Annotated in this window: 21 protein-coding genes and 1 pseudogene; 9 read left to right on the top strand and 13 right to left on the bottom strand. The window is 70.2% G+C overall.

Features of this window, described 5'->3' with window-relative positions; genetic code table 11:
- Positions 1-79 precede the first annotated feature (79 nt).
- Entirely contained in the window at positions 80-724 is a 645-nt protein-coding gene (locus QMK34_RS08075) for a TetR/AcrR family transcriptional regulator C-terminal domain-containing protein (RefSeq protein ID WP_326413062.1), read from the bottom strand.
- 88 nt (positions 725-812) lie between these two features.
- Between QMK34_RS08075 and QMK34_RS08080 the strand changes: the two genes are divergently transcribed.
- Positions 813-2,285, top strand: a complete 1,473-nt coding sequence (locus QMK34_RS08080; protein ID WP_326413063.1) for a DHA2 family efflux MFS transporter permease subunit — start codon at positions 813-815, stop codon at positions 2,283-2,285.
- Positions 2,286-2,402: 117 nt separating this feature from the next.
- Here QMK34_RS08080 and QMK34_RS08085 read toward each other — a convergent pair whose 3' ends face one another.
- The 4 genes from QMK34_RS08085 to QMK34_RS08100 all read right to left on the bottom strand — a co-directional run bounded on the left by QMK34_RS08085 (position 2,403) and on the right by QMK34_RS08100 (position 6,119).
- Positions 2,403-2,822: a hypothetical protein gene (locus QMK34_RS08085; protein WP_326413064.1), complete on the bottom strand. Its 420-nt coding sequence runs from the start codon at positions 2,820-2,822 to the stop codon at positions 2,403-2,405.
- A 13-nt stretch (positions 2,823-2,835) separates the two neighbouring features.
- A complete protein-coding gene (locus QMK34_RS08090; protein ID WP_326413065.1) occupies positions 2,836-3,654 on the bottom strand; it encodes a heavy metal-binding domain-containing protein in 819 nt (272 codons plus the stop codon).
- 9 nt (positions 3,655-3,663) lie between these two features.
- Positions 3,664-4,464 (bottom strand): YbjQ family protein, encoded by an 801-nt coding sequence (locus QMK34_RS08095; RefSeq protein WP_326413066.1) that lies wholly within the window; start codon positions 4,462-4,464, stop codon positions 3,664-3,666.
- Positions 4,465-4,535: 71 nt separating this feature from the next.
- Positions 4,536-6,119: a hypothetical protein gene (locus QMK34_RS08100; protein ID WP_326413067.1), complete on the bottom strand. Its 1,584-nt coding sequence runs from the start codon at positions 6,117-6,119 to the stop codon at positions 4,536-4,538.
- A gap of 151 nt (positions 6,120-6,270) precedes the next feature.
- Between QMK34_RS08100 and QMK34_RS08105 the strand changes: the two genes are divergently transcribed.
- Positions 6,271-7,398: a class I SAM-dependent methyltransferase gene (locus tag QMK34_RS08105; protein WP_326413068.1), complete on the top strand. Its 1,128-nt coding sequence runs from the start codon at positions 6,271-6,273 to the stop codon at positions 7,396-7,398.
- Here the strand turns inward: QMK34_RS08105 and QMK34_RS08110 are convergent.
- Positions 7,367-7,960, bottom strand: coding sequence for a short chain dehydrogenase (locus QMK34_RS08110; RefSeq protein WP_326413069.1), 594 nt, complete (start codon positions 7,958-7,960; stop codon positions 7,367-7,369). The genes QMK34_RS08105 and QMK34_RS08110 overlap by 32 nt on opposite strands.
- 118 nt (positions 7,961-8,078) lie before the next feature.
- Between QMK34_RS08110 and QMK34_RS08115 the strand changes: the two genes are divergently transcribed.
- A complete protein-coding gene (locus tag QMK34_RS08115; protein WP_326413070.1) occupies positions 8,079-8,948 on the top strand; it encodes a helix-turn-helix domain-containing protein in 870 nt (289 codons plus the stop codon).
- Here QMK34_RS08115 and QMK34_RS08120 read toward each other — a convergent pair.
- Complete coding sequence (locus tag QMK34_RS08120) at positions 8,906-9,790, bottom strand: LysR family transcriptional regulator (protein WP_326413071.1); 885 nt, start codon at positions 9,788-9,790, stop codon at positions 8,906-8,908. The two genes, QMK34_RS08115 and QMK34_RS08120, sit on opposite strands and share 43 nt — an antisense overlap.
- Positions 9,791-9,860: 70 nt before the next feature.
- On the opposite strand from QMK34_RS08120, the gene QMK34_RS08125 reads away from it, so the two are divergent.
- Positions 9,861-11,234, top strand: a complete 1,374-nt coding sequence (locus QMK34_RS08125; RefSeq protein WP_326413072.1) for an FAD-binding oxidoreductase — start codon at positions 9,861-9,863, stop codon at positions 11,232-11,234.
- Positions 11,235-11,273: 39 nt separating this feature from the next.
- Here QMK34_RS08125 and QMK34_RS08130 read toward each other — a convergent pair whose 3' ends face one another.
- Positions 11,274-11,687: a nitroreductase family deazaflavin-dependent oxidoreductase gene (locus QMK34_RS08130; protein ID WP_326413073.1), complete on the bottom strand. Its 414-nt coding sequence runs from the start codon at positions 11,685-11,687 to the stop codon at positions 11,274-11,276.
- Positions 11,688-11,762: 75 nt separating this feature from the next.
- Here QMK34_RS08130 and QMK34_RS08135 point away from each other — a divergent pair, with 75 nt between their 5' ends.
- The gene (locus QMK34_RS08135; protein ID WP_326413074.1) at positions 11,763-12,248 is read left to right on the top strand and encodes a MarR family winged helix-turn-helix transcriptional regulator; all 486 of its coding nucleotides are present in this window, start codon (positions 11,763-11,765) and stop codon (positions 12,246-12,248) included.
- Here QMK34_RS08135 and QMK34_RS08140 read toward each other — a convergent pair.
- From QMK34_RS08140 to QMK34_RS08150, 3 genes are read right to left on the bottom strand one after another with little or no spacing between them, the layout of a single operon-like run.
- Positions 12,245-12,604: a PLDc N-terminal domain-containing protein gene (locus QMK34_RS08140; RefSeq protein WP_326413075.1), complete on the bottom strand. Its 360-nt coding sequence runs from the start codon at positions 12,602-12,604 to the stop codon at positions 12,245-12,247. The genes QMK34_RS08135 and QMK34_RS08140 overlap by 4 nt on opposite strands.
- A gap of 49 nt (positions 12,605-12,653) precedes the next feature.
- On the bottom strand, positions 12,654-13,505 hold the full coding sequence (locus QMK34_RS08145; RefSeq protein ID WP_326413076.1) for a hypothetical protein: 852 nt from the start codon (positions 13,503-13,505) through the stop codon (positions 12,654-12,656).
- Positions 13,506-13,548: 43 nt separating this feature from the next.
- Positions 13,549-14,214 carry a GNAT family N-acetyltransferase gene (locus QMK34_RS08150; protein ID WP_326413077.1) on the bottom strand — a complete coding sequence of 222 codons (666 nt, stop codon included), beginning with the start codon at positions 14,212-14,214 and terminating at the stop codon, positions 13,549-13,551.
- A 69-nt stretch (positions 14,215-14,283) separates the two neighbouring features.
- Here QMK34_RS08150 and QMK34_RS08155 point away from each other — a divergent pair, with 69 nt between their 5' ends.
- A complete protein-coding gene (locus tag QMK34_RS08155) occupies positions 14,284-15,120 on the top strand; it encodes a PaaX family transcriptional regulator (protein ID WP_326413078.1) in 837 nt (278 codons plus the stop codon).
- Positions 15,121-15,767: 647 nt separating this feature from the next.
- Here QMK34_RS08155 and QMK34_RS08160 read toward each other — a convergent pair.
- On the bottom strand, positions 15,768-16,187 hold the full coding sequence (locus QMK34_RS08160; RefSeq protein ID WP_326413079.1) for a RidA family protein: 420 nt from the start codon (positions 16,185-16,187) through the stop codon (positions 15,768-15,770).
- 65 nt (positions 16,188-16,252) lie between these two features.
- Between QMK34_RS08160 and QMK34_RS08165 the strand changes: the two genes are divergently transcribed.
- Positions 16,253-18,604: a bifunctional salicylyl-CoA 5-hydroxylase/oxidoreductase gene (locus QMK34_RS08165; RefSeq protein ID WP_326413080.1), complete on the top strand. Its 2,352-nt coding sequence runs from the start codon at positions 16,253-16,255 to the stop codon at positions 18,602-18,604.
- Entirely contained in the window at positions 18,601-19,740 is a 1,140-nt protein-coding gene (locus QMK34_RS08170) for an acyl-CoA dehydrogenase family protein (RefSeq protein ID WP_326413081.1), read from the top strand. Before QMK34_RS08165 ends, QMK34_RS08170 begins: the two co-directional genes overlap by 4 nt.
- Here the strand turns inward: QMK34_RS08170 and QMK34_RS08175 are convergent.
- Complete coding sequence (locus QMK34_RS08175; protein ID WP_442785113.1) at positions 19,715-20,473, bottom strand: DUF2306 domain-containing protein; 759 nt, start codon at positions 20,471-20,473, stop codon at positions 19,715-19,717. The two genes, QMK34_RS08170 and QMK34_RS08175, sit on opposite strands and share 26 nt — an antisense overlap.
- Before the next feature lie 292 nt (positions 20,474-20,765).
- On the opposite strand from QMK34_RS08175, the pseudogene QMK34_RS08180 reads away from it, so the two are divergent.
- Positions 20,766-21,192: pseudogene (locus QMK34_RS08180) on the top strand (DUF4253 domain-containing protein); the annotation flags it as partial.

A 21,192-nucleotide genomic window follows, 5' to 3' on the forward strand; every position in this document is an offset into this window, starting at 1 on the left:
CGAACCGTCGGAAAGGAACACACCGAGCCCAGCGGGGCGGCCCCTGGGGCGAGTCGGCCGTCCAGCTGGTGTCACCGGGTCAGGTCGCCGGGTTGACCTCGCGGGCGAACTTGGCGCCCATGCCCGCCACGATGATCTCCAGGCCTCGTTCGAACATGGCCTCCTGGTTGAACAGCGCGGAGACCTCGGCGGTGCTGAGCTCGTCCGGCCCGCCAGGGATGCCGTCAGCCTGAGGGGCTTCCTTTGCGCCCGAGGCGCGCATCGACGCGACGCTCTGCTGTTCGATGACGGTCCCGGTCGTGTAGTTGACCAGAGTGCTGCACGCCGTCAGCGCCTCGAAAGTCGTAAAACCGGCCGAACGCAGCGCGGCGAGGACGTTCTCCAGGCTGCGCTGAGCGAAGCCGTGCTGCAGATGGGCGCCCGCGAACAGCCGGGCGCCGTCGCGGCGGGAGAGCAGGGTGCGGTAGATGCGCCTCGCCAGATCGACCATGCACTGATCCCACGGCTCGCCGGGCCGCGGCGGCGCGAAGTCCTCGAACTGGGACCGCACCAGCTCGTCCGCCATGTGCGCGAGCAGCTCGCGCTTGTTCTTGATGTGCCAGTACAGCGCCGGGGTCTGCACGCCGAGGACGTCGGCGATCCGCTGGAGGGTCAGCTTGTCCAAGCCGACCTCGTCGAGCAGCTGCAGCGCGGTCTCGAGGATGACCTGCCGCGAGAGGGCCATATCGCTCCTTCCAGAAGAGGACGTTGACGACTTAATATACTTAAGCTACGGTATTTAATGTTATTAAGGAATTCTCCCAGGAGCCCCGATGCCACCCGAACAGATCGGCACGAAAGCCCCACCCGTAGCGACTCCGGCCGCACCAGCGAAGCTGCCTGCGGCTATCGTGATGACGGCCGCCATCGTGGCATTCGGCGCTTTCATGTCGGCGCTGACCACGACCGTTTTCAATGCCGCACTGGAGAAAATCAGCGGCGATCTGCACTCCTCCGCGGAAGCCACCCACTGGACCATGACCGCGTACCTGCTCGGGTACGCCGCCGTGATCCCGCTCGCGGGCTGGCTGGCCAAGCGCTTCGGCGCGGTGCGGCTGTGGCTGACCATGCTCGCCCTGTTCACGATCGTCTCGGCCGTCGGTGCCGCCGCCAACTCGATCGGCCTGCTGATCACCGCCCGCGGCGTCCTCGGCATGACCGGTGGCCTGCTGGTTCCCGCCGGGCAGATGCTGCTCGCCGCCCGTGCGCGGCGTGACCAGCTGGGCCGGATCATGGCGCTGATGGGCGTGCCGATCGTGCTGGCGCCGCTGCTCGGGCCGACGCTGGGCGGCCTGCTGGTCGACCACTTCGGCTGGCGTTCACTGTTCCTCATCAACGTCCCCCTGTGCGTGGTGGCGCTCATCTTCGCCTGGTTCATGCTGGAGCGGACGCCGGGGGGCCCGGCCGGTCGATTCGACAGTTTCGGTCTCGCCCTCACCGCGATCGGAATGCCGATGCTGACCTACGGAATCGCGGACGTCACCATTCCCGGGAATCCGCGCGCCGGGTTCAGCGCGGCGTTGATCGTGGTCGCGGTAGTGCTGCTCGGCACCTTCATCCGGCACTCCTTGCGCAGTAAAGAGCCGCTGCTGGATCTCCGTCTTTTCGCCAACAAGGCGTTTTCCTCGGCGTGCATCACGTCGTTCAGCCTCGGCGCGGTGCTGTACGGCTCGCTGGCCCTGCTCCCGCTGTACTTCCTGCAGGCCAGGGGCGAAACCCCGCTGGTGGCGGGCCTGCTGGTCGCCACGCAGGCGATCGGCGCGCTCATCGCCACCCCCATCTCGGGCTCGCTGTGCGACCGCTTCGGCGGCGGCAAGGTCGTCATCTCGGGGCTGGTACTCGCTTTGCTGGCCACCATCCCACTCGCGGTCATCGGCACGACCGAGAGCTACTGGTGGCTCGGCATCGTGTTCGTCGCCCGCGGTGTCGCGACCGGGCTCACCGTGGTGCCAGCGATGTCCACCACCTACGCGGTGGTCCGCAAGGACCAGATCCCGCACGCCACCCCGCAGCTGAACCTCATGCAGCGGCTCGGCGGCTCGCTCGGCATCGCCCTGCTGACCGTGATCTACCAGAACACACTGCCGGACAACCCCTCGCCGGAGGCGGCCGCGGACGCGATGGGCGGGGCGCAGTACTGGGTCATCGGCCTCACCGTGCTCGCCCTGCTGCCCGCGTTCGTGCTGGCCAAGGCGGAGCGGGTCAGCCGGGCGGAATCGGCGGCGACGGACGCTCCCACACAGTGACCACGCTTATCAGTTGCCCCTGAAGGCCACCATGACGGCGTTTAACGCCGTCGCGTGGGGGCGCTGTCAAGGATGGCCTTCAGGGGCAATCGAAACGGTCGTGGGGAGGGGGCGCGGTCAGCTGCCGAACAGGCGGGAAAGGGCGTCCCGCGCCACAGCGTCACGGGCCGCGAGCTGGGTGAGTTCGTCGGCGAGCGCGGTGAGCCACTCCTCGACGTCGACCTCCTGGCGCTTGATCACCACGCCGCGAACAGCCTGGTGTATCTCGGCTTTCAGGCCGCCGTGCTTGCCGACGCTGAGCTCCAGCCGCCGGTTCTCGGTGACGATCCGCAGCGCGACGGGCTGCCCCGCGCGGCCGCCGACCCGGTCGGCGAGCGTCCGGCGGCGTTCCACCTCGACCATGCCGGACGGCAGGGCGTCGCCCAGGGTTTCCGACAGCACCCGCGCGTAGGACTCGACGTCGGACCGGTCGGACCGCAACGCCGCGACCTGCACATGGAACTCGCCCATCGGACCGAGCTCGGCTCCGCTACCCATCAGTCAGCGCTCATCAATCGGTGAGTGGCAGCACGAGCTGCGGTTTGGCGATGTGGTGATCGGCGCGCAGCGGTTTGACCGCGGTGCCGATCGCGAAGAACTCCGTGGTGTGCCCGCCCCAGCGATGCGGCAGGGAAAGCAGCTGCACACCGACGATCCCTTCCGCCTGCAGCTGCTCGGCCTCGGCCTGCATCCGCGACATCGCCAGCTCACGCGCATCGTAGAGCGCTTCGGTGAACTGCGGGATCTCGACGTTCTGGCCGATGTTGCCCATCGCCTGGCGGAACCGCTGGTGCGCGATGTGGTAGACGCACGAGCCCATCACCATGCCCAGCGGCGCGTACCCGGCCTGCACGAGCGTCCAGAAGTCCTGCCCGGACAGGTCCGAGGTGAACGGCTTGCCGGTGTTGTTGCGCCATTCGCCCGGCTCGTCGGCCTTCACCGCGGTGCCGACGGCGACGAACTCGGCGAGGTCGTTGCCGAACTCCTTGAACTCGATCTCGAGCCGCACCGCCACGATGCCGTCCGCGCCGAGCACGTCGGCCTCGGCCTCCATCCTCGACATCGCCAGCTCCCTGGCGTGGTACATCGCCGCGGAAAGCCGGTCCAGCTCCTGGTTCTTGCTCCACCGGCCCATCTGGAACCCGACGTGGTAGATGCTCGAACCCAGCACCAGCCCCAACGGCCGGAAGCCCGCCTCGCGCACGAGCAGGAACTCGTTCACGGTCAGGTCCGAGGTGAACAGGCTGGTGGCCTGGCCGGGTTTCATCTCCGACAGGCGCCGCATCGCGTCCTCGGGGATGTTCGTCGCGGCGGGATCCACCGTGGTCATCGAGCCTCCTCAGCGCTGCCGCACGGGCAGCATGGTCAACGTGGCCGGGCGCACGGCCGGGCCCCGGTGGAACCGCGTCACGGCGGTGCCGATCACGATCGACCTGGCGGCGACGGCGACCTCGCCGAGCCGCCAGGTGTCCAGTCCCATCCGGGAAACGATCGCCCCGTCCGCGCCGGACTCGCGGATCCGGCCCGCGAACTGCCCGCGTGCGGCGGAGCGAACCCGGGTGATGAGCCGGGTGTAGGACTCGACCTCGAAGTTGCCGCCCCAGCCGGAATTGAGCTGTGCGTTGTAGAGGTACTCGGCCAGCGCCGAGACGCCGATCGCCACCGAGACCGGGACCCAGCCGGACAACAGCAGCTTCGCGACGTCCTGCCCGGCGAGTTCGGTGGTGAACAGCCTGCCGGGCCGCTGCGGGGTCTCGGCCCGCACAGCCGTGCCGAGCGCGACGAACTCCCGCGCGTTCTCGGTGACGTTCGTCGTGGTGAAGGTGATCCCGACGACCCCGTCCGCCCCGATCGCGGCGGCCTCCTGCTTCAGCCGATCGAGTGCCGTCCCGTAGCCCCGCCGCAGCGAGGCCTCGTACGGCTCCATCGACACACCGGCCATCGTGCCGCCCAGCCCCAGCACCGGGCTGACGCTCTGGACGATGCAGCCCATCACCTCGCCGACGGGCGTGAACCCGGCGGTTTCGATGCCCACGGTCGCGGGGACGGACAGCAGCGAGGTGCGCAGGCCCGACGAAGCGAACCGTTCGACGCGCGCCCTGGCCACCGGCGGCAGTCCACGCCCGTCCCAATCGGCCACCGTTCGCCTCCGCTTCCCGTCTCCTTCGCACGGTAGTCCGTGCAGCTGTGATGACGGTGTGTGAAACGGCGTCAGAATCCGGGAAGCTGCGAACGGAGCCTGTCGAGCCAGCGATCGACCGTGTCCTCGTACCTGCCCGGATCGTTCTGTTTCTTCGCAATGTCCAGCTCGGTACGCAGATTCTGCTGGACCGTGGCGGCGTACTGCGGCAGCGCGAACACGTTCTCCCAGTACCCGTCCCGCATCTGGACCGCGGCCACCTGCTCGTAACCGGCGGTGACTTCGGCGCTCCGGACGCCGTACCGCGACGCCGCGGGCTCGGGGCCCGACGAGGTCAGCACAACCACGGTCGGCCTTGCAGTGGCCACGACCGCCGTCGGGTCCGCACCGCGGGCGATCGCACGGTCGTTGAGGCCGATGTAGTCGATCGCCTCCCAGCCGCTGTAGTACGGCATCGCTCCGGCGTCACCGATCGCGAGGGTCTGCGCACCGGGCGGCACCTGTGCCCTGGCCAGGCCCTTGCCGATCGCGACGTGGGCGCGCTGCAGATCCGGCCCGTAGTTCACGATGGTCCCCAGATCTGGTTCGTTGACCCCCGCGACCGCGGTCCAGCCGACCGCGACGACGCCGAGCAGCGCGCCCACCCACCGGTTCGCCAGCTGACCGGCGGCGAGCCCGGCGCCGAGGCACAGCACCGGGAACGCGTGATCGGCGAAGCGGTCCAGGTAGTCCATCGTCGGCCCGGACACCGCGTAGGTGAAGTAGGTCGCCAGCACCGTCCCGCCCACCAGCAGTCCGCTCGCGCGGGTCGAGCGGCGGATCAGCAGCGACAACGTGAGCAGGAACAGCGGGAGCAGCAGCAGAACGATGTGCTCTGTCCACACTGTCCCGGCGTCGAGGTGGCCGAACTTGACGTAGAACGTGTTCGGCAGCAGCTGGCCGTAGAAATTCCACCGCCAGCCGAAGTACACCGCGCCCGCGACGACCGCGCCCACGGTCCACCAGCGGGCGGCGACCTGCTTGCGCTCCTGCCAGAACCAGACGGCGACCACGGGCAGCGCGGCCAGGACGCCCTCGGGGCGCACCATGCCGAGCACCAGCAGGAGCACCGGCGGCTCCCACGCGCGCACCGGCTCGCGCGCGAGCACCCGCAGCCCCACGACCACCACGCGCACCAGCACGGCGGCGAAGGCCGCGGTCTCGAGCCCGCTGGTGAGATGGAAGTACGTCGGCAGGAAGACGACGTACGCCCCGGCGGCGACGACCGCGCCGAGCAGGCCCGCCCGGCGGTGTCCCTCACGCAGGAGCATCGCCAGCGTGGCGAGGCCGAGCAGGAGCGAGGTGAGCTTCATGAAGATCGGCAGCGCGACGCCCAGCGCGGACCCGGCCGCGCCCCACACCACCCAGGCGAAGTTGGTGAACCCCTCCACCCGCTGACCGGTGAGGTTCCAGACCGGGCCGTTCCCGGCGGCGAGGTTCGCGGAGTACCGGAAGCTGATGAACGCGTCGTCGATGGTGAAGAACCAAGCGGACCACGCGCCGATCAGGAACACGGCCAGCAGGACCACACTCACGACGATCAGTGGCGTGCGGCGCCCGCGAGGCTCGGCGACCGAAGGCCCGGCCTGGTCGACGGCGGAGTGGACGGACGTCATCACGGACTTCCCCTGGTTGTCTGCGGCCCCGAGCGAAGTGCTCAGGGTATCCGGCCGGGCCGGGACGCAACTCCTCAGGAGTAAGCTCGCCGACATGTCGACACCTGTTCATGCCGCTGACGCCGTGCCTGCGAACGGCTGAAACCTGATCATGAACACCGAGACCACGATCACCGTCCAGTCCACTTCGGACAATCAGACCAGGCAGTTCAACTGGCTGTCCGCCGAGGGCTCCCCGCCGCCCACCCACGTCGTCGCGGTGGATGACCGGCTCACCGCGGACAAGGCGCAGCAGTGGGCCGCGCAGGGCACGGCGATGGCATGGGAAGGCGACTTCCAGAACGCCCGCCAGCTGCTCAGCGCGCTGGCCCGCCGCGTCGCCGGGACGCAGGACCAGCCCTCGGGCTCCCCCGCCGAGACCTTCCACCGCTACCGCGAACAGCGCTCGCACCGCGCGCGGGTCCTGCGCAATCTGCTCGTGCCGCTCGGCCCAGGGCACGTGTTGTCGCTGCGCCGCGCGCCCGACGTGCGGCAAGCGTGCACGGAGGTCTACGGCGCTTCGTCGACGACGTCGCTGGTGCCGCTGCGTGAGCTACTCGGTGTCATCGGCGCGCACGAGTGGCGCGAGAAGGGCGTGCAGGTCCCGGCGCTCGGCGAGCGCGTCCACGCGCACTACGGCGTCTTCTCCCCCGTCCGCGGCGAGTACGTGGACCTGGTCGCCGAGGCGCCGCTGCCCGCGCGGACGCTGGCCTTCGACCTGGGCACCGGCACCGGCGTGCTGGCCGCGGTGCTGGCCCGCCGCGGTGTCGAGCGGGTCGTCGCGACCGACGTCGACCCGGCCGCGATCGCCTGTGCGAAGGACAACTTCGCTCGCCTCGGGCTGAGCGAACGTTGCGAGACCGTGCGCACGGACCTGTTCCCGCCCGGCCGCGCGCCGCTCGTCGTGTGCAACCCGCCGTGGGTCCCGGCCCGTCCGCACGCCCCGCTGGAGCGGGCCGTCTACGACCCGGGCAGCCGGATGCTGCGCAGTTTCCTCGACCGGCTCGGAGCGCACCTCGAGCCGGGCGGTGAAGGCTGGCTCGTGCTGTCGGACTTCGCCGAACGGCTGGAGCTGCGCACGCGCGACGAGCTGCTCAAGGCGTTCGCCGACGCGGGCCTGCGGGTGCTGGACCGGTTGGACACCCGCCCGGGTCATCCGGCGACAGCAGACGAAACGGATCCGCTGCACGCTGCCCGCGCCGCCGAGATCACCTCGCTGTGGCGGCTGTCGCCGAACTGACCGGCCTGCCTTCGACGAAGTCGCGATAGACCGCCGCCACCTCGGCCACCGGGGTGGTGCCCGACGGGTCCAGGCCCAGCTCCAGTGCGGTTTCGGTGACCCAGCCGGGGCTGACGACGTTGATCCGCAGGCCGCGCGGCAGCTCCACCGCGGCCGCACGGGCGAAGGCCTCGATCCCGGCGTTCACCAGCGTGCCGAAGGCGCCTCCCGGCGTCGGACGGGCGAAGGCACCACCCGTCAGGGTGATCGAGCCGCCGTCGCGCAGGTGGTTCGCGGCGCGGCGCACCAGGCGTACCTGGCCGAGCAGCTTGCCTTCGAGGCCCCGGGTGAACTCCTCGTCAGAGCCGCTGAGCAGCGGGGACATCGGCGCGTTGGCCGCGCAGCAGACGACGGCGTCGACGTCCCCGGCGGACGCGAACAGCGCGTCGAGCGAGGCGGGGTCGGTCAGGTCGACGCGCGCTTCGCCGCGGCGGGACGCGCGGATCACCTCGTGGTCCGCGGCCAAAACCCCGGCGACGGCCGAGCCGATCGTGCCGGTCGCGCCGATGACGATGATCCTCACGAAGCAACTCCCTTGTCCCGGCCTGCCGTGGCGTTTCCGACTCTGCCGGAACCGGGAGCGGTTACCCAGCACCTGTCAGGTGCAGGCAGGAACGGGGAATTCGCGGCATGCTGGTGAGATGGATCAAGGTGCGCTCCTCGGCGAGTTCCTGCGCTCGCGCCGCGCCCGGCTCAGCCCCGGGGACGTCGGGCTGTCCGAGTTCGGCGGCCGCCGCCGTGTGCCGGGGCTGCGCCGGGAGGAACTGGCGCAGCTCGCCGGGGTCAGCGCCGGGTACTACACCCGCCTGGAGCAGGGGCAGCGCGCGACGGCTTCGGAAGCGGTGCTCGACGCGCTCGCCCGCGCACTGCTCCTGGACGACGACGAGCGGACCCACCTGCACGGCCTCGCGCACCGGAAGGCCCAGTCGCGCCGCCGTCCACGGCCCGAGGTCCTCCGGCCGGGCATCCGCGTCATGATCGACTCGTTCGCGGAGGTGCCCGCGCTGGTGCTCGGGCGGCGCACCGACGTGCTCGCCTGGAACCCGATGGCGCACGCGCTGCTCGCGGGACATCTCGACGTCGAGGCGCCCCAGCTTCCGGCGGCACGGCCCAACTGGGCGCGGCTGTTCTTCCTCGACCCGCACACCCGCGAGCTGTTCGTGGACTGGGCGCGGAAGGCGGACGACACCATCGCGGACCTCCGGCTGATCGCCGGGCGCCATCCGGACGACCTGCGCCTGCACGAGCTGATCGGCGAGCTGACGATGAAGAGCACGGAGTTCGCCGCGCGGTGGTCGGCGCATCCGGTGCGGACCTGCGCGTCCCACACCCGCGAGTACGCCCATCCCGTCGCGGGCAGGCTCACCCTCGCCGACGAACTGCTGCGCCTCCCGGACGACGAAGGCCAGCGGCTGGTCGTGTTCAACGCCGAGCCCGGCTCACCTTCCGAAGCCGCCCTCAAGCTGCTTCAAGCCACCAACGCGACCCGGGCCAGCGAGATCAAGGCCTGAGCCGCGGGGCTGATCGGCCCGTCCGCACGCCACGCGAGGCCAAGGCGGCCACGCAACCGCGGCTGCGTCACGGTGAGCAGGTGCAGGCGATCCGAGTACGCCCGCGCCAGGGACTCCGGCACGATCGCCACGCCCAGTCCGTTCGCCGCGAGGTGCGCGAGGACGTTGGGATCTCCGGCCTCGAAAGCGATCCGCGGCCTCAGCCCCGCCGCGGTCAGCGCCTCGTCGAGAGCCGTGCGCAGGCCGGTGCCCTTCGGCAGGCAACCGAACGGGAGGGATTCCAGCTCGGCCAGGGTGACCGTGTTCCTTGTCGCGAGAGGATCCCCCAGGCCGACCACGGCGACGAACTCCTCGTCGCGCACCACCAGGATCTCGATCCCCTCCGGCGGGACGCTCGCGACGCCGACCAGCGCCAGGTCGAGCCCGCCGTCGCGGATCGCGTCGAACATCGTGCCCGAGTTGGCCGCCGACAACGTGATCTCGACCGCGGGATGCAGCTCGTGGAACCGGGCGAGCAGGCCCGGCAGGTCGACAGGCCCGTACGAGGTCACCATCCCGATCGCGACCTGACCCCGCAGCAGCCCGGACAGCTGGTCGACGGCCAGGCGGACGGCGGCCACCGAGGCCAGCGCGGCCTTGGCGGGTGGCAGGGCCGCGGCGCCGACCTCGGTCAGCCGGACCGTGCGCCGCGAGCGGTCCAGCAACGGCTGGCCCAGCTCCCGTTCCAGCTTGCGGATCTGCGCGCTCACCCCGGGCTGGGCGACGTGCACGCGCTCGGCCGCGCGGGTGAAGTTGGCCTCCTCGGCCACGGCCACGAAGTACTCCAGCTGCCTCAGTTCCATAACTGCTGATTCTAGTACGCAGATAAACCAGCTCTTGGACTTCTAGTTTATTCCGCAGCAGGCTGGGGGCATGAGCGAAACCACTCTCGACCTCACCAAACTGACCGAGCAGGTCGACGGGCCCGTCTTCGTCCCCGGCGAAGCGGGCTACGCCGACGAAACGGCCGGATTTCAGACCGGGGTCCGCCACCGGCCCGCGGTCATCGTCGGCGCGACGAGCCAGGCGGACGTCGTCGCGGCCGTCGAGTTCGCCGGGCTCCACGGCCTCGCGGTCGCGGTGCAGGCGACCGGGCACGGGCTGACCGTCCCGGCCGAGGGCGGCCTGCTGATCAGCACCCGGCGGCTGACCGGGATCGAGGTCGACGCGGCCGCGCGCACCGTCCGGATCGAGGCGGGCGTGCTGTGGGGCGCGGTGATCGCGGAGGCCGCGAAGCACGACCTCGCGCCGCTGAGCGGCAGCTCGCCGGGCGTCGGAGCCGTCGGGTACACGCTCGGCGGCGGGTTCGGCCTGCTCTCCCGGCAGTTCGGGCTCGCCACCGACCACGTCCGCGCGCTCGACGTCGTCACCGCCGACGGCCGCGCCCGGCACGTCACCGCCGAGAGCGAACCGGACCTGTTCTGGGCACTGCGCGGCGGGCGGGACAACTTCGGCGTCGTGACCTCGCTGGAGGTCGGCCTCGTGCCGGTGACCAGGCTCTATGGCGGCGGCCTGTATTTCGACGCCGCGCAGATCGGCGACGTCCTGCGCGGCTGGCGGGACTGGACCGCGACGGTGCCGGACGAGCTGAACTCGTCGATCGCGCTGATCCCGTTCCCCGACCTGCCGATGATGCCCGCCGACCTGCGTGGACGGCACGTCGCGCACCTCAGGATCGCCTTCACCGGTTCATTCGAGGAGGGCGAGCGCCTGGTCGCGCCACTGCGCGCCGCCGGGCCCGTCCTCAAGGACACCCTGGGCGAGCTGCCCTTCACCGAGTCCGGCTCGATCGCCAGCGAGCCGCCGCATCCGCACCCGTACCACGGCGACAACGCGACGGTCAGCGAGCTGACGGACCCGATGATCGACAGCATCCTGGAGCTGACCGGGCCCGGTTCGCCGAAGCCGTCGGTGCTGATCATCGACCTGCTCGGCGGCGCGCTCAGCCGCACCCCGGACGTCCCCGGTGTCGGCTGGGACCGGAGCGCGCGCTTCACCGTCCGCGCGCTCGCGGTGATCGAGGAGGACGGCGTAACGGCCGTGCGGCGTCGGCACGGGCTGCTGTTCGAGGCACTGCGGCCCCGGACGACCGGCCGGTTGCTGAACTTCGTCTACGGCGAAAGCGCCGCCGGCAAGCACGCGGCCACCGTCTACCCGGCGGCAGAGCTGCGCAGGCTCGCCGCACTCAAGGCCGTGCACGACCCGGAGAACCTGTTCCGGGTCAACCACAACCTCGTGACCGGATAGACAGGCCGCCCGGCCGGGCGGGCCGGGCGACCGGATCGGTCAGCGCTGCAGCGTGACGACCGGGATCAGCCGCTTCGTCTTCTTCTCGTAGTCCCCGAAGCCGGGCATCATGGCGATCAGCTTCGCGTAGAGCGCGTCACGGTCGGCACGGTCCTCGACGACGGCCGCGGTGCCCTCGAACTTCTCTTCGCCCACCTCGACCGTGACCTTCGGCTCGGCCAGGATGTTGTGGTACCAGGCGGGGTTCTGGTCCGAACCCGCGTACGAAGCGGCGATGACGAAGCGCTCGCCGTCCTCGAGGTACACCAGCGGCGAGGTGCGCTGCTGGCCGCTCTTGGCCCCCGTCGTGGTGAGGAGCAGCAGGTTCCCGCCCTCGAACTGGCCGCCCACCTTGCCGCCGTTGGCGCGGAACTCCGCGATGACGTTCTTGTTCCAGTCGAGAATTTCGCTCATCCGAGGCGATCCTTCGCTAGAGTCGGGCGGTCCGCCCTATCAATTTGTGATCAAAACTACTTTGGAGTCAAAGGCATGTCAACGGCTGAGGGACCGAGCGTCGAAGACGGCGTCCGGCAGCTCCTGCTGCTCATGCCCCGGCTCATCGGGGCGGTGAAACGAGCCCCGATCCCCGACGAACTCCGCGGGCTCTCCCTCGCGCCCCGGCACCTGTCCCTGCTCTCGTTCCTCCTCTTCGACGGGCCGATGACGGTCACCGAACTCGCCCGGCGCCTGGAACTCGCGCCGACCACGGCCAGCCTGATGATCGGCGACCTCAGCAAACAGGGCGTGCTGGACCGGCGCGAGGACCCGGCCGACCGCCGCCGCACCATCGTCAGCATCACCGGCGAAAGACGCCCGGCCGTCGACGCCTGGCTCGCCAGCGGCGCCAAGGCCTGGACCGGCGCGCTGGCTCCGCTGAGCCCCGCCGAACGCGACGTCGTGATCGGCGCGCTGCGCGCCTACACAGCGGGCACCTGCGCCGAACGCCCGCAAGACTGCTCCGGCAGCGACTGTTAGTCCGACTGCTTCTCCCGCGCCTGGCGCCGCTGCGCCTCCGCGCGCTCGCGGCACTGCAGCAGGAACTCCTCGTCTCCCGCCGAGTCACCGGCGGCGAACCTGCCCGGCCTGTCGTACTCCGGGAACGACGGCGCGTGCCGTTCGTACGGGCCGCGCCGGGCACGGACCTGCTGCTCAGGCCGCCCCGCCACCAGCCAGATGATCGACCCGACGAGCGGCAAGAGCAGCACCAGAAGCAGCCACAGGCCCTTCGACAGGTTGCGGCAGGACCCCTCTTCGGTCACCACCACATCGACGAGACAGAAAATCCACAGACCGAGCGTGACACAGCCGAGCAGGCCGTCGAAATAGAGCATGACCAAGTACCTTCCCCAGGACTGGACCCTCCGCCAGCTGCGGTATTTCTTAGCACAGGGGTCCGACAGTCCCGGCCGCGGTCATCAGCAGAACCGCGGGCATCCGCAGGTTCGGCGAAAGCTCGTAAGGGATTTCCCGCTCAACGAGACGGCAGCCGCGCAACGCCGCGACGATCCCGGCGGCCAGCGCGAACGCGGGCGACCGGCCGGGGCAGGCCTTCGGCCCGGCGCCGAACGCCAGACCATCGGTGAGCCGCAGCACGACGAGCTCACCGCGGACGACGCGGCGGGTGGTCAGCACTGGCGGATCCACCCGCGCCACCACGGCGAGCAGCTCCTCCACTGAACCGGCGAATTTTCCCCTCAACAGAGCCAAAAGCGCGTTACCGATGAGCCCGGCGGTCGCGTCACAAGCCTGGATGAGCAAGCCGATGCGCGCCGCTGTCACCTCGTCGGGCGTCCCGCCGCAAACCACGATCAGCCGGGACAACGCCCGCTCGGCCGCCTCGTCCGGTTCGACGTGCGGGTGATAGGCCTTGGCGACCACCGCGATGTCGGCGGCAATCTCGGCGGCAATGTCCGGCAGCCCGAGCGCCTCCGCGAGCACCCCGACCGGCACCGGGCGCGCGAGCACGGCCATCACGTCGAACGGCTCACCCCGTGTCGCGCCCACCATCGCGACCGTGCGCTCGAACGCCTCGCGCCGCAGCAGGTCCACGTCGATTCCGGCGAGGTCGTCCAGCACGAGGCGGCGTCGTCGCGCGTGCTCGTCCCCGGAACTGAACCTGGCGACGTTCGCGCGCAACCAGCGAACGCTTCCCGGCGGCCCGTCCCGCGGCACAGGCGGCACGACGGCCGACGGATCGGTGAGCACGGCGTACGTCCCGGCATCGTCTTCCATGACGTCAAGATAAGCCGGGGAAACGTCGGCGGCGGCCGAAACGTCAGCCGGGCAGCGCGACGTCCGACGGCGCGGTGTACCACGTCCGCTGCGGGCCGGTGCACCGCCGAGCCGACGGCGAATCATGCTGGTACCACAGGGACACGATCTTCTCCCCGTTCGGCAGCGTATGCAGCGGCGGCCCGTCCACCTGCGCCATCCCGGCCGCTTCGAGCGAACGGATACTGGCGAAATTGCCGACCTCGACCCCGGCGCGCACCCGCGTCAGCCCCAGATGCTCGTGACCAAGCCGGATCCCCGCCGCGAACAGCTCCCGGCCGAGGCCGCGGCCCCGATACGCCGGCGCGAGGTACCCACCGGTCTCCGGCGAACCGCCCGCGCCCTGGTGCACACTGACCAGCCCGGCACAGCGATTCGCCGCGAGGTCGATCATGACCAGATCGACCGCCTCACTGCCGGAGAACCCGATCCCGGAGCCCGGCACGACCCGCAGGTAGTGGTCGCGGAACTCCGCGGCCACGATCGACGGCGGCAACCAACCCAGCCAGCGTTGCGCCTCGGGATCACTCCCGGCCGCGTTGCCGGCCCAGCACTCGGCCTGGGTGGGCGTGCGGAACAGGAACGAGCCGGACCGGAAGACGTGCGCCGGACCGTCACAGTCCCGCATCGCCATCCGGCGGCCACGCCGGGTGAAACGGGCGAGCAGCACGGAACCCCCTTTTGTCTCCGCCCGAGTTTAGCCCGCCGGGTTGTCGTCGTGGGTTGTTATTGTGGCCAGGTGACGGCCGCACCAGACACAACCGAGCTCGACGGTTCGGCGCGCGCGGCACAGCCACGCCAGCTGATCGTGACCGTGTACGGGCTCTACTCGCGCGAAGAGGGCGGATGGCTGTCAGTCGCGTCGCTCATCGACCTGCTCGGCGAAGTGGACGTCGACGAGCCCGCGGTCAGGTCGTCGATCTCACGGCTCAAGCGGCGCGGAATTCTCAACGCCGTACGCCGGGGCGGAGCCGCCGGCTACGAGCTTTCCGAGGCTGCGCTGGCGATCCTGCGGGAAGGGGACCAGCGGATCTTCCGGCGGGAGCGGGCGACAGTGGCGGAAGGGTGGCTGCTGGCGGTATTTTCGGTGCCCGAGGCCGAGCGGCACAAGCGGCACGTTCTCCGGAGTCAGTTGGCAAGACTGGGATTCGGGACCGCGTCGGCCGGGGTTTGGATCGCGCCCGCGCATCTGCACGACGCGACGGCAGAAGTGTTGCGGCGGCACGGTCTCGACGGGTACGCGGAGCTGTTCCGGGCCGAGCATTTGGCTTTCGGGGATCTCGCGGTCAAGGTGCGGGAGTGGTGGGACCTCGACCAGCTCGAGGAGCTCTATACCGATTTCATCGAGGAGCACGGGGCTGCGCTCGAGCGGTGGGACGGGTCTGAGGCCGGGGCTTTCGCGGGCTACGTGCGAGCGTTGACGGACTGGCGGCGGCTGCCGTATCTGGACCCGGGGCTGCCCGCCGAGCTGCTGCCGACGGACTGGGCCGGGAGCCGGGCCGCGGGGCTGTTCTTTTCTCTGCACGCGCGGCTTGAAAGGCTTGCCCGGGGGTACGTGCTTGGGCGGATTGGGTAGCCGGGTCCTGAGGTGCGGCTAGAAGCCTGTGTTTTTTGGCCAGCGCGCTCACAAACTCGCGCCGCCAGGTCGCCCCGACTCCCAGCGTAAGTGCGGCTTTTGCTTGCAGGGGGGCGACCTACCGTCGCGAGTTGGGGCGGCCTGGCGGCCGCAAAAGAGGGCGCGCGGCGGTGAAGTCTCCACTCGCAGAGCTCGCGGAGACGCTGTGGTCCCGGATAGCGGGGGTTGGGTTTTAGTGGTGTGTGTCGGGGGCGAGTCTGGATGAACCGGCGAGTGGCGTGGCTGAGTTTGGGTGGTTCCGCGCACTGTGAAGTCTTGGGGTGCGAGGCCAGGCGTGGCCAAGTCTGGGCGGTCTTGGCCACCACATGTCTTGGGGTTCGAGGCGAACGTGCCAAGTCTGGGCGGTTCGGCCACCGTATGGCTTGGGGTTCGAGGCCGGGTGGGGTGGGTCTTGGCGGTGGTTGGGGGTAGCGCTCGGTGTTGGGGGTTGGTGATGTGCGGGTTTGGGGGTGGGATGAACGGACCTTTTAAGGCGTTTTCTGCCATAGACGGTCCGCTCAGGGCGCTCGGGGGTGCTCCCCGGGTGCGCGTGGTTTGACTGTCCCTGAAGGCCACCTTCACGGCGTTTTACGCCGTGAAGGTGGCCTTCAGGGACAGTCGGCGGTGGTGGTGGGGGCTAGGACCGCGAAGCCTTGGAGTTCTACTAGGGCTTCGGTGTCCCAGAGGCGGTTTGTTCCTATTCCGGCCATTGCCGGGTAGGCGGTTCCGGCCAGGCGGCGCCAGACTGCTCCGATTTCGCGGGCGTGGGCTTTGTAGTCGTCCATGTCGACTATGTAGATCGTGACGCTCGCGAGGTCTGTTGGCTCGCCGCCTGCCGCGCGTAGCGCTGTCAGGAGGTTGGTGAGAGCTCGCTCGAACTGGTCCACCACGGTTGTGCCGACTATGCGGTTGTTGTGGTCCAGTGCCGTTTGGCCGGCCAGGAAGACTACGCGTCCTTCGGCCGCTACGGCGTGGGAGAAGCCTGAGGGGCGGCCGAGCTCGGCGGGGTTGATGCGCTCAAGAGCCATGGGGGCATCCTAGGTGATGTTTCGTGTTGTTGACGGTCGTGTCTGGTGCGACATACCCTGACGGGATGCGAATCGCTGTGCTCGGGGGTGGTCCGGCGGGGTTGTACTTCGCCGCGCTGGCGAAACAGCTTGATCCGGGGCACGAGATCACCGTCTGGGAGCGGAACGCCCCGGACGACACGTTCGGCTTCGGGGTGGTGTTCTCCGACGAGACGCTCGGGGGCATCGAGCATGCCGATACCGCCGTCTACCAGGCCATGGAGCGTGAATTCGCGCGCTGGGACGACATCGACGTCCATCATGGCGGCGCCATCACGACCTCGGGCGGCCACGGCTTCGCGGCGATGAGCCGCAAACGTTTGCTGGGGATCCTGCAGGAGCGCTGTGCCGAGCTGGGCGTCGACGTGCGGTTCCGCACGCCCGCGCCCGACGTCGGGACCCTGACCGGGGCCTACGACCTCGTCGTCGCGGCTGACGGGGTCAACTCGCCCACCCGCGCGCGCTTCGCGGAGACCTTTCGGCCGAGCGTCGAGACGCGGCGGTGCCGGTACATCTGGCTCGGGACCGATCTCGTCTTCGACGCCTTCAAGTTCCACATCCTCGACACGCCGCACGGTGTCATGCAGGTCCACGGGTACCCGTACAGCCGGAACGCGAGCACGTTCATCCTCGAACTGCACGAGGACGTCTGGCAGCGCGCGTTCGGCGAGGTCGCCGCGACCGGGCTCGCGCCGGGTGAGAGTGACGAGAAGTCGATCGAGCTCATTCGCCAACTGTGTGCCGGTGTGCTCGGGGATCACCAGGTGTTCGCCAACAACTCCAAGTGGACCGAGTTCGGCACGGTCCGGTGCGCGAGCTGGCGCCGTGGCAACGTCGTCCTGCTGGGCGACGCCGCGCACACCGCGCACTTCTCCATCGGCTCCGGCACCAAGCTGGCCATGGAGGACGCGCTGGCGCTGGTCGCTTGCCTGCACGAGCAGCCGGGGGTGGACGAGGCGCTGGCCGCCTACGAAACCGAGCGCCGCCCCGTCGTCACGTCCACCCAGCGGGCCGCGCAGGCGAGCCTGGAATGGTTCGAGAACGTCACCCAGTACACCCATCAGGACCCGCCGCAGTTCGCGTTCAACATCGTCACCCGCAGCCGCCGGGTCACCTACGACAACCTGCGGCTGCGCGATCCCGGCTTCGTCGGGGAGCTGGACTCCTGGTTCGCCTCGACGCTCGGCACCGAGGTCCGGCCGCCGATGTTCCAGCCGTTCAAGCTGGGACAGCTGGAGCTGGCGAACCGGGTCGTCGTGTCACCGATGGACATGTACTCCGCGCGCGACGGCGTCCCGACCGACTTCCACCTGGTGCACCTCGGCGGCAAGGCGCTCGGCGGCGCCGGGCTGGTGATGACCGAGATGGTGTGCGTCTCCGCGACCGGCCGGATCACGCCCGGCTGCGGCGGGCTGTACACCCAGGAACAGGAACAGGCCTGGGCCAGGGTGGCGGACTTCGTGCACGAGCACAGTCCCGCGCGGATCGGCGTCCAGCTGGGTCATTCCGGGCGCAAAGGTTCGACGAAACTGATGTGGGACGGCATCGACGAGCCGCTCACGGAAGGCAACTGGCCGGTGGTCGGGCCGTCCGCCCTGCCGTACGCCGCGGCGAACCAGACGCCGCGGGAGCTGTCCGTGGCCGAGCTTTCCGAGCTGCGCCGCGAGTTCGCCCTGTCCGCGCAAGCCGCCGGCCGCGCCGGGTTCGACCTGCTGGAACTGCACTGCGCGCACGGCTACCTGCTGTCGTCCTTCCTCTCGCCGCTGACCAACCGCCGCACGGACGCTTACGGTGGTTCGCTGGAGAACCGGCTGCGTTTCCCCCTCGAGGTCTTCGACGACGTCCGCGCCGCCTGGCCCGCCGACCGGCCGATGACCGTGCGGATCTCCGCCACCGACTGGCACGACGGCGGGGTCGACGCCGACGAGGCCGTCGAGATCGCGCGGGCGTTCGCCCGGCACGGCGCGGACGGCATCGACGTCTCGACCGGACAGGTAGTCAGCGAGGAGAAACCGTTGTACGGCAGGAGCTATCAGACGCCGTACGCCGACCGGATCCGCAACGAGATCGGCCGCGAGTACGGGATCGCCGTGCTCGCCGTCGGCGCGATCTCGTCCTACGACGACGTCAACTCACTCATCCTGGCGGGGCGCGCCGACCTTTGCGCACTCGGCCGGACCCACCTCTACGATCCACAGTGGACGCTGCACGCGGCGGCGGACCAGGGCTACGTCATGCCATGGCCACGGCCGTACGCGGCGGGCAGCCGCAAACCGCAGGGCGGCCGCAGTGACGGCCCGAAACCACGGCTGGAGCTGCTGCGATCCGGGGATCCGGGCACCGCGCACGCCCGCTGGCGACCAGGGAGTGACCGATGACCGCCTTCTCGCTCGACACCGATCAGCGCGCCTTCGCCGACGAAGTCCGCAGGCTGGGCGCCGAGCGGCTCGGCCCGCTCGCCGAAGCCGGGGCCGAGGGCGCGGTGAATCGGCCGCTGCTCAAGGAAATGGGCTCGCTGGGCCTGCTCGCGCGGCTCTTTCCCGGCGTCGAAACCGGCAGTCCGTCGCGCGAAGCGGCGGCCACGGACCTCTGCATCCTGCGGGAATCACTGGCGACCCAGAACACCGAAGCCGAGACTGCGCTGGCCCTTCAAGGGCTCGGCAGCTATCCGATTCTCCAGTCGGGGCAGGACTCGCAGGTCCAGCGGTGGCTGCCCGCGGTCGCCGCCGGTGACGCCGTCGCGGCCTTCGCGCTGACCGAGCCGGGCGCCGGTTCGGACGCCGCCGCGCTGGAGCTCTCGGCCGAGCGTGACGGCGACGGCTGGCGGCTGACCGGCGAGAAGATGTGGATCTCCAACGCTCCCGAGGCCGACTTCTACACGGTGTTCGCGCGGACCACCCCCGACGCGGGCTCGCGCGGGGTCAGCGCGTTCGTCGTCCCCGGCGACCGGCCCGGCCTGTCCGGCGAGCATCTCGACCTGGTCAGCCCGCATCCGATCGGCACACTGGTGTTCGACGGCGTGCCCGTCCACCGCGAGGAGCTGCTCGGCGAGGAGAACCGCGGTTTCGGCGTCGCGATGCGGACCCTGGACCTGTTCCGCCCCAGCGTCGGGGCGTTCGCGGTGGGCATGGCCCAGGCCGCTTTGGACGCTGCCGTGGCGTACGCCGGTACACGCGTCGCGTTCGGCGGACCGTTGCTGCGTCAGCAAACCGTCGCCCACACGCTCGCCGAGATGGCCACCCGCACGGAGGCCGCACGCCTGCTGGTCTACTCCGCCGCGGCCGCCTACGACGCGGGTGAGGAGAGGCCGGCGAAGCGCTCCGCGATGGCGAAGCTGTTCGCCACCGAGACGGCCCAGTACGTCGTCGACGCGGCGGTGCAGATCCACGGTGCGCGGGCGTTGCGGCGAGGCCACCTGCTGGAACACCTCTACCGCGAGGTCCGCGCGCCGCGGATCTACGAAGGCGCGTCCGAGGTCCAGCGGACGATCATCGCGCGGGAACTGACGCGCTGACCTTCCTGGCCGGTTTGCGGTCCAGCCACCACTGGGCGACGAGCAGTACCAGCACCCAGCTCGTCCAGGCGGACAGCCCCGCGATCGACTGCCCCAGCGCGACCTCGCTGCCGTCGAAGGTCGTGGCCAGCCGGGGGGCGAGGATCGCCGCCGCCAGTGGGCCGACGATCCGGTTGACGATGATCGACATGGTCAGCGCGAAGCTGCGGATCATCCACCGGCGGTGATCGGCGAACCGGCGCTGCCGCACCGCCCGCCAGCCCGCCGTCGTGCACCCGAGCCACACCACGCCGAGCAGGACGTCGCTGACCACCGTCACCGGGCCGAACGGACTGACCGAGCCCACCGTGATCGCCAGCAGCGCTGACGGCACGACACCGGCGAAGACGTACACGCGGCCGATCCGGCGGTGCGCCAGCGGATACCGGCGCCGGAACCACGGCCAGATCTGCAGGCAGCAGGTCAGCATGGCGACCGAACCGAACAGCACATGGCCGACGAGCACGAAGTAGTGCGCGGCGAAACCCTGCGGCGCGGGCACCCGTGAGCCCGCCGGGTCCAGCGCCAGATACGGCGGCAGCGAGTAACACAGGAACGCGACGGCCACCACCCCGAGCGGCAGCACCCACGGCCGCCGCCACCACGCTCGCCCGGGAACTCCTTGCCGTACTGGGGAATCGGCCTGCGACCGGTCCGTCTCCAGCGCCATGAGCGCCCTCTTTCCTTCAGCCACCGTCAAGTCCTGCTCCAAAGTAGGACCGGCGACCAGGTGATCCCATCCGGCAACCCACCGAAGCGAGGTGGGGACCGCCCTACCCACGCCCATTCCATCACCCGATCAGGCGAAGTCCAGACCTCATCTTTCCGAGAGATATCCCTTACCCACCAGCACTTTCCACCAACCCCCCACCCCAACCCCTCACCCCATCTCCTCACCCCATCTCCTCAAACTGTCGCACCATCGAACTAATGTTCGAGCATCAGTCCACATCCCGTCCACGGGAAGAGCACGAGCAGGGGGAACCATGACCGTCATCCCGTTCCGTTCCAGACAGCGGCCCGCCGTCCCACCGTCCGCCGGGCGGCAGCGGGGGCGGCTGTGGGTCTCCGACGCCGCACTCGATCCAGGCACCTACCGAGGGCTGGCCACGTCCGCGTCGGCCGCCGAGCACTGGCCCGTGGTCATCACCCACGGCACCCGGTCCACGCGCCACGGACGGGACTGGATCGCCGAGCACGGCTGGGATCCGCCCGCCGCCGGGAACGTGCCGGACCTGCCGGCCGGCTTGGTGCTCGCCGGCTGGTGGGAGCGGTCGTGGCGCGCGGGCAGGCGGATGGAGCCGTTCGGGCCGGAGTTCCCCGGCCTGGTCCGCCGCTCCCGAAGACGGGTGGATCCCGTGTTCCAGGCCGCCGAATCCGGCTCCGTACTGGCGATGGCCAGCCGCGGCAGGC

Origin of the sequence: Amycolatopsis sp. H20-H5 (assembly GCF_035828755.1) — a bacterium.
In the GTDB taxonomy this organism is placed as follows: domain Bacteria; phylum Actinomycetota; class Actinomycetes; order Mycobacteriales; family Pseudonocardiaceae; genus Amycolatopsis.

What these genes read in the sequence shown, in the direction of transcription:
- QMK34_RS08075 (WP_326413062.1), bottom strand. Translation starts at nt 724, where the DNA reads ATGGCCCTCTCGCGGCAGGTCATCCTCGAGACCGCGCTGCAGCTGCTC.
- QMK34_RS08080 (WP_326413063.1), top strand. Translation starts at nt 813, where the DNA reads ATGCCACCCGAACAGATCGGCACGAAAGCCCCACCCGTAGCGACTCCG.
- QMK34_RS08085 (WP_326413064.1), bottom strand. Translation starts at nt 2,822, where the DNA reads ATGGGTAGCGGAGCCGAGCTCGGTCCGATGGGCGAGTTCCATGTGCAG.
- QMK34_RS08090 (WP_326413065.1), bottom strand. Translation starts at nt 3,654, where the DNA reads ATGACCACGGTGGATCCCGCCGCGACGAACATCCCCGAGGACGCGATG.
- QMK34_RS08100 (WP_326413067.1), bottom strand. Translation starts at nt 6,119, where the DNA reads ATGACGTCCGTCCACTCCGCCGTCGACCAGGCCGGGCCTTCGGTCGCC.
- QMK34_RS08105 (WP_326413068.1), top strand. Translation starts at nt 6,271, where the DNA reads ATGAACACCGAGACCACGATCACCGTCCAGTCCACTTCGGACAATCAG.
- QMK34_RS08115 (WP_326413070.1), top strand. Translation starts at nt 8,079, where the DNA reads ATGGATCAAGGTGCGCTCCTCGGCGAGTTCCTGCGCTCGCGCCGCGCC.
- QMK34_RS08120 (WP_326413071.1), bottom strand. Translation starts at nt 9,790, where the DNA reads ATGGAACTGAGGCAGCTGGAGTACTTCGTGGCCGTGGCCGAGGAGGCC.
- QMK34_RS08125 (WP_326413072.1), top strand. Translation starts at nt 9,861, where the DNA reads ATGAGCGAAACCACTCTCGACCTCACCAAACTGACCGAGCAGGTCGAC.
- QMK34_RS08130 (WP_326413073.1), bottom strand. Translation starts at nt 11,687, where the DNA reads ATGAGCGAAATTCTCGACTGGAACAAGAACGTCATCGCGGAGTTCCGC.
- QMK34_RS08135 (WP_326413074.1), top strand. Translation starts at nt 11,763, where the DNA reads ATGTCAACGGCTGAGGGACCGAGCGTCGAAGACGGCGTCCGGCAGCTC.
- QMK34_RS08140 (WP_326413075.1), bottom strand. Translation starts at nt 12,604, where the DNA reads ATGCTCTATTTCGACGGCCTGCTCGGCTGTGTCACGCTCGGTCTGTGG.
- QMK34_RS08145 (WP_326413076.1), bottom strand. Translation starts at nt 13,505, where the DNA reads ATGGAAGACGATGCCGGGACGTACGCCGTGCTCACCGATCCGTCGGCC.
- QMK34_RS08160 (WP_326413079.1), bottom strand. Translation starts at nt 16,187, where the DNA reads ATGGCTCTTGAGCGCATCAACCCCGCCGAGCTCGGCCGCCCCTCAGGC.
- QMK34_RS08165 (WP_326413080.1), top strand. Translation starts at nt 16,253, where the DNA reads ATGCGAATCGCTGTGCTCGGGGGTGGTCCGGCGGGGTTGTACTTCGCC.
- QMK34_RS08170 (WP_326413081.1), top strand. Translation starts at nt 18,601, where the DNA reads ATGACCGCCTTCTCGCTCGACACCGATCAGCGCGCCTTCGCCGACGAA.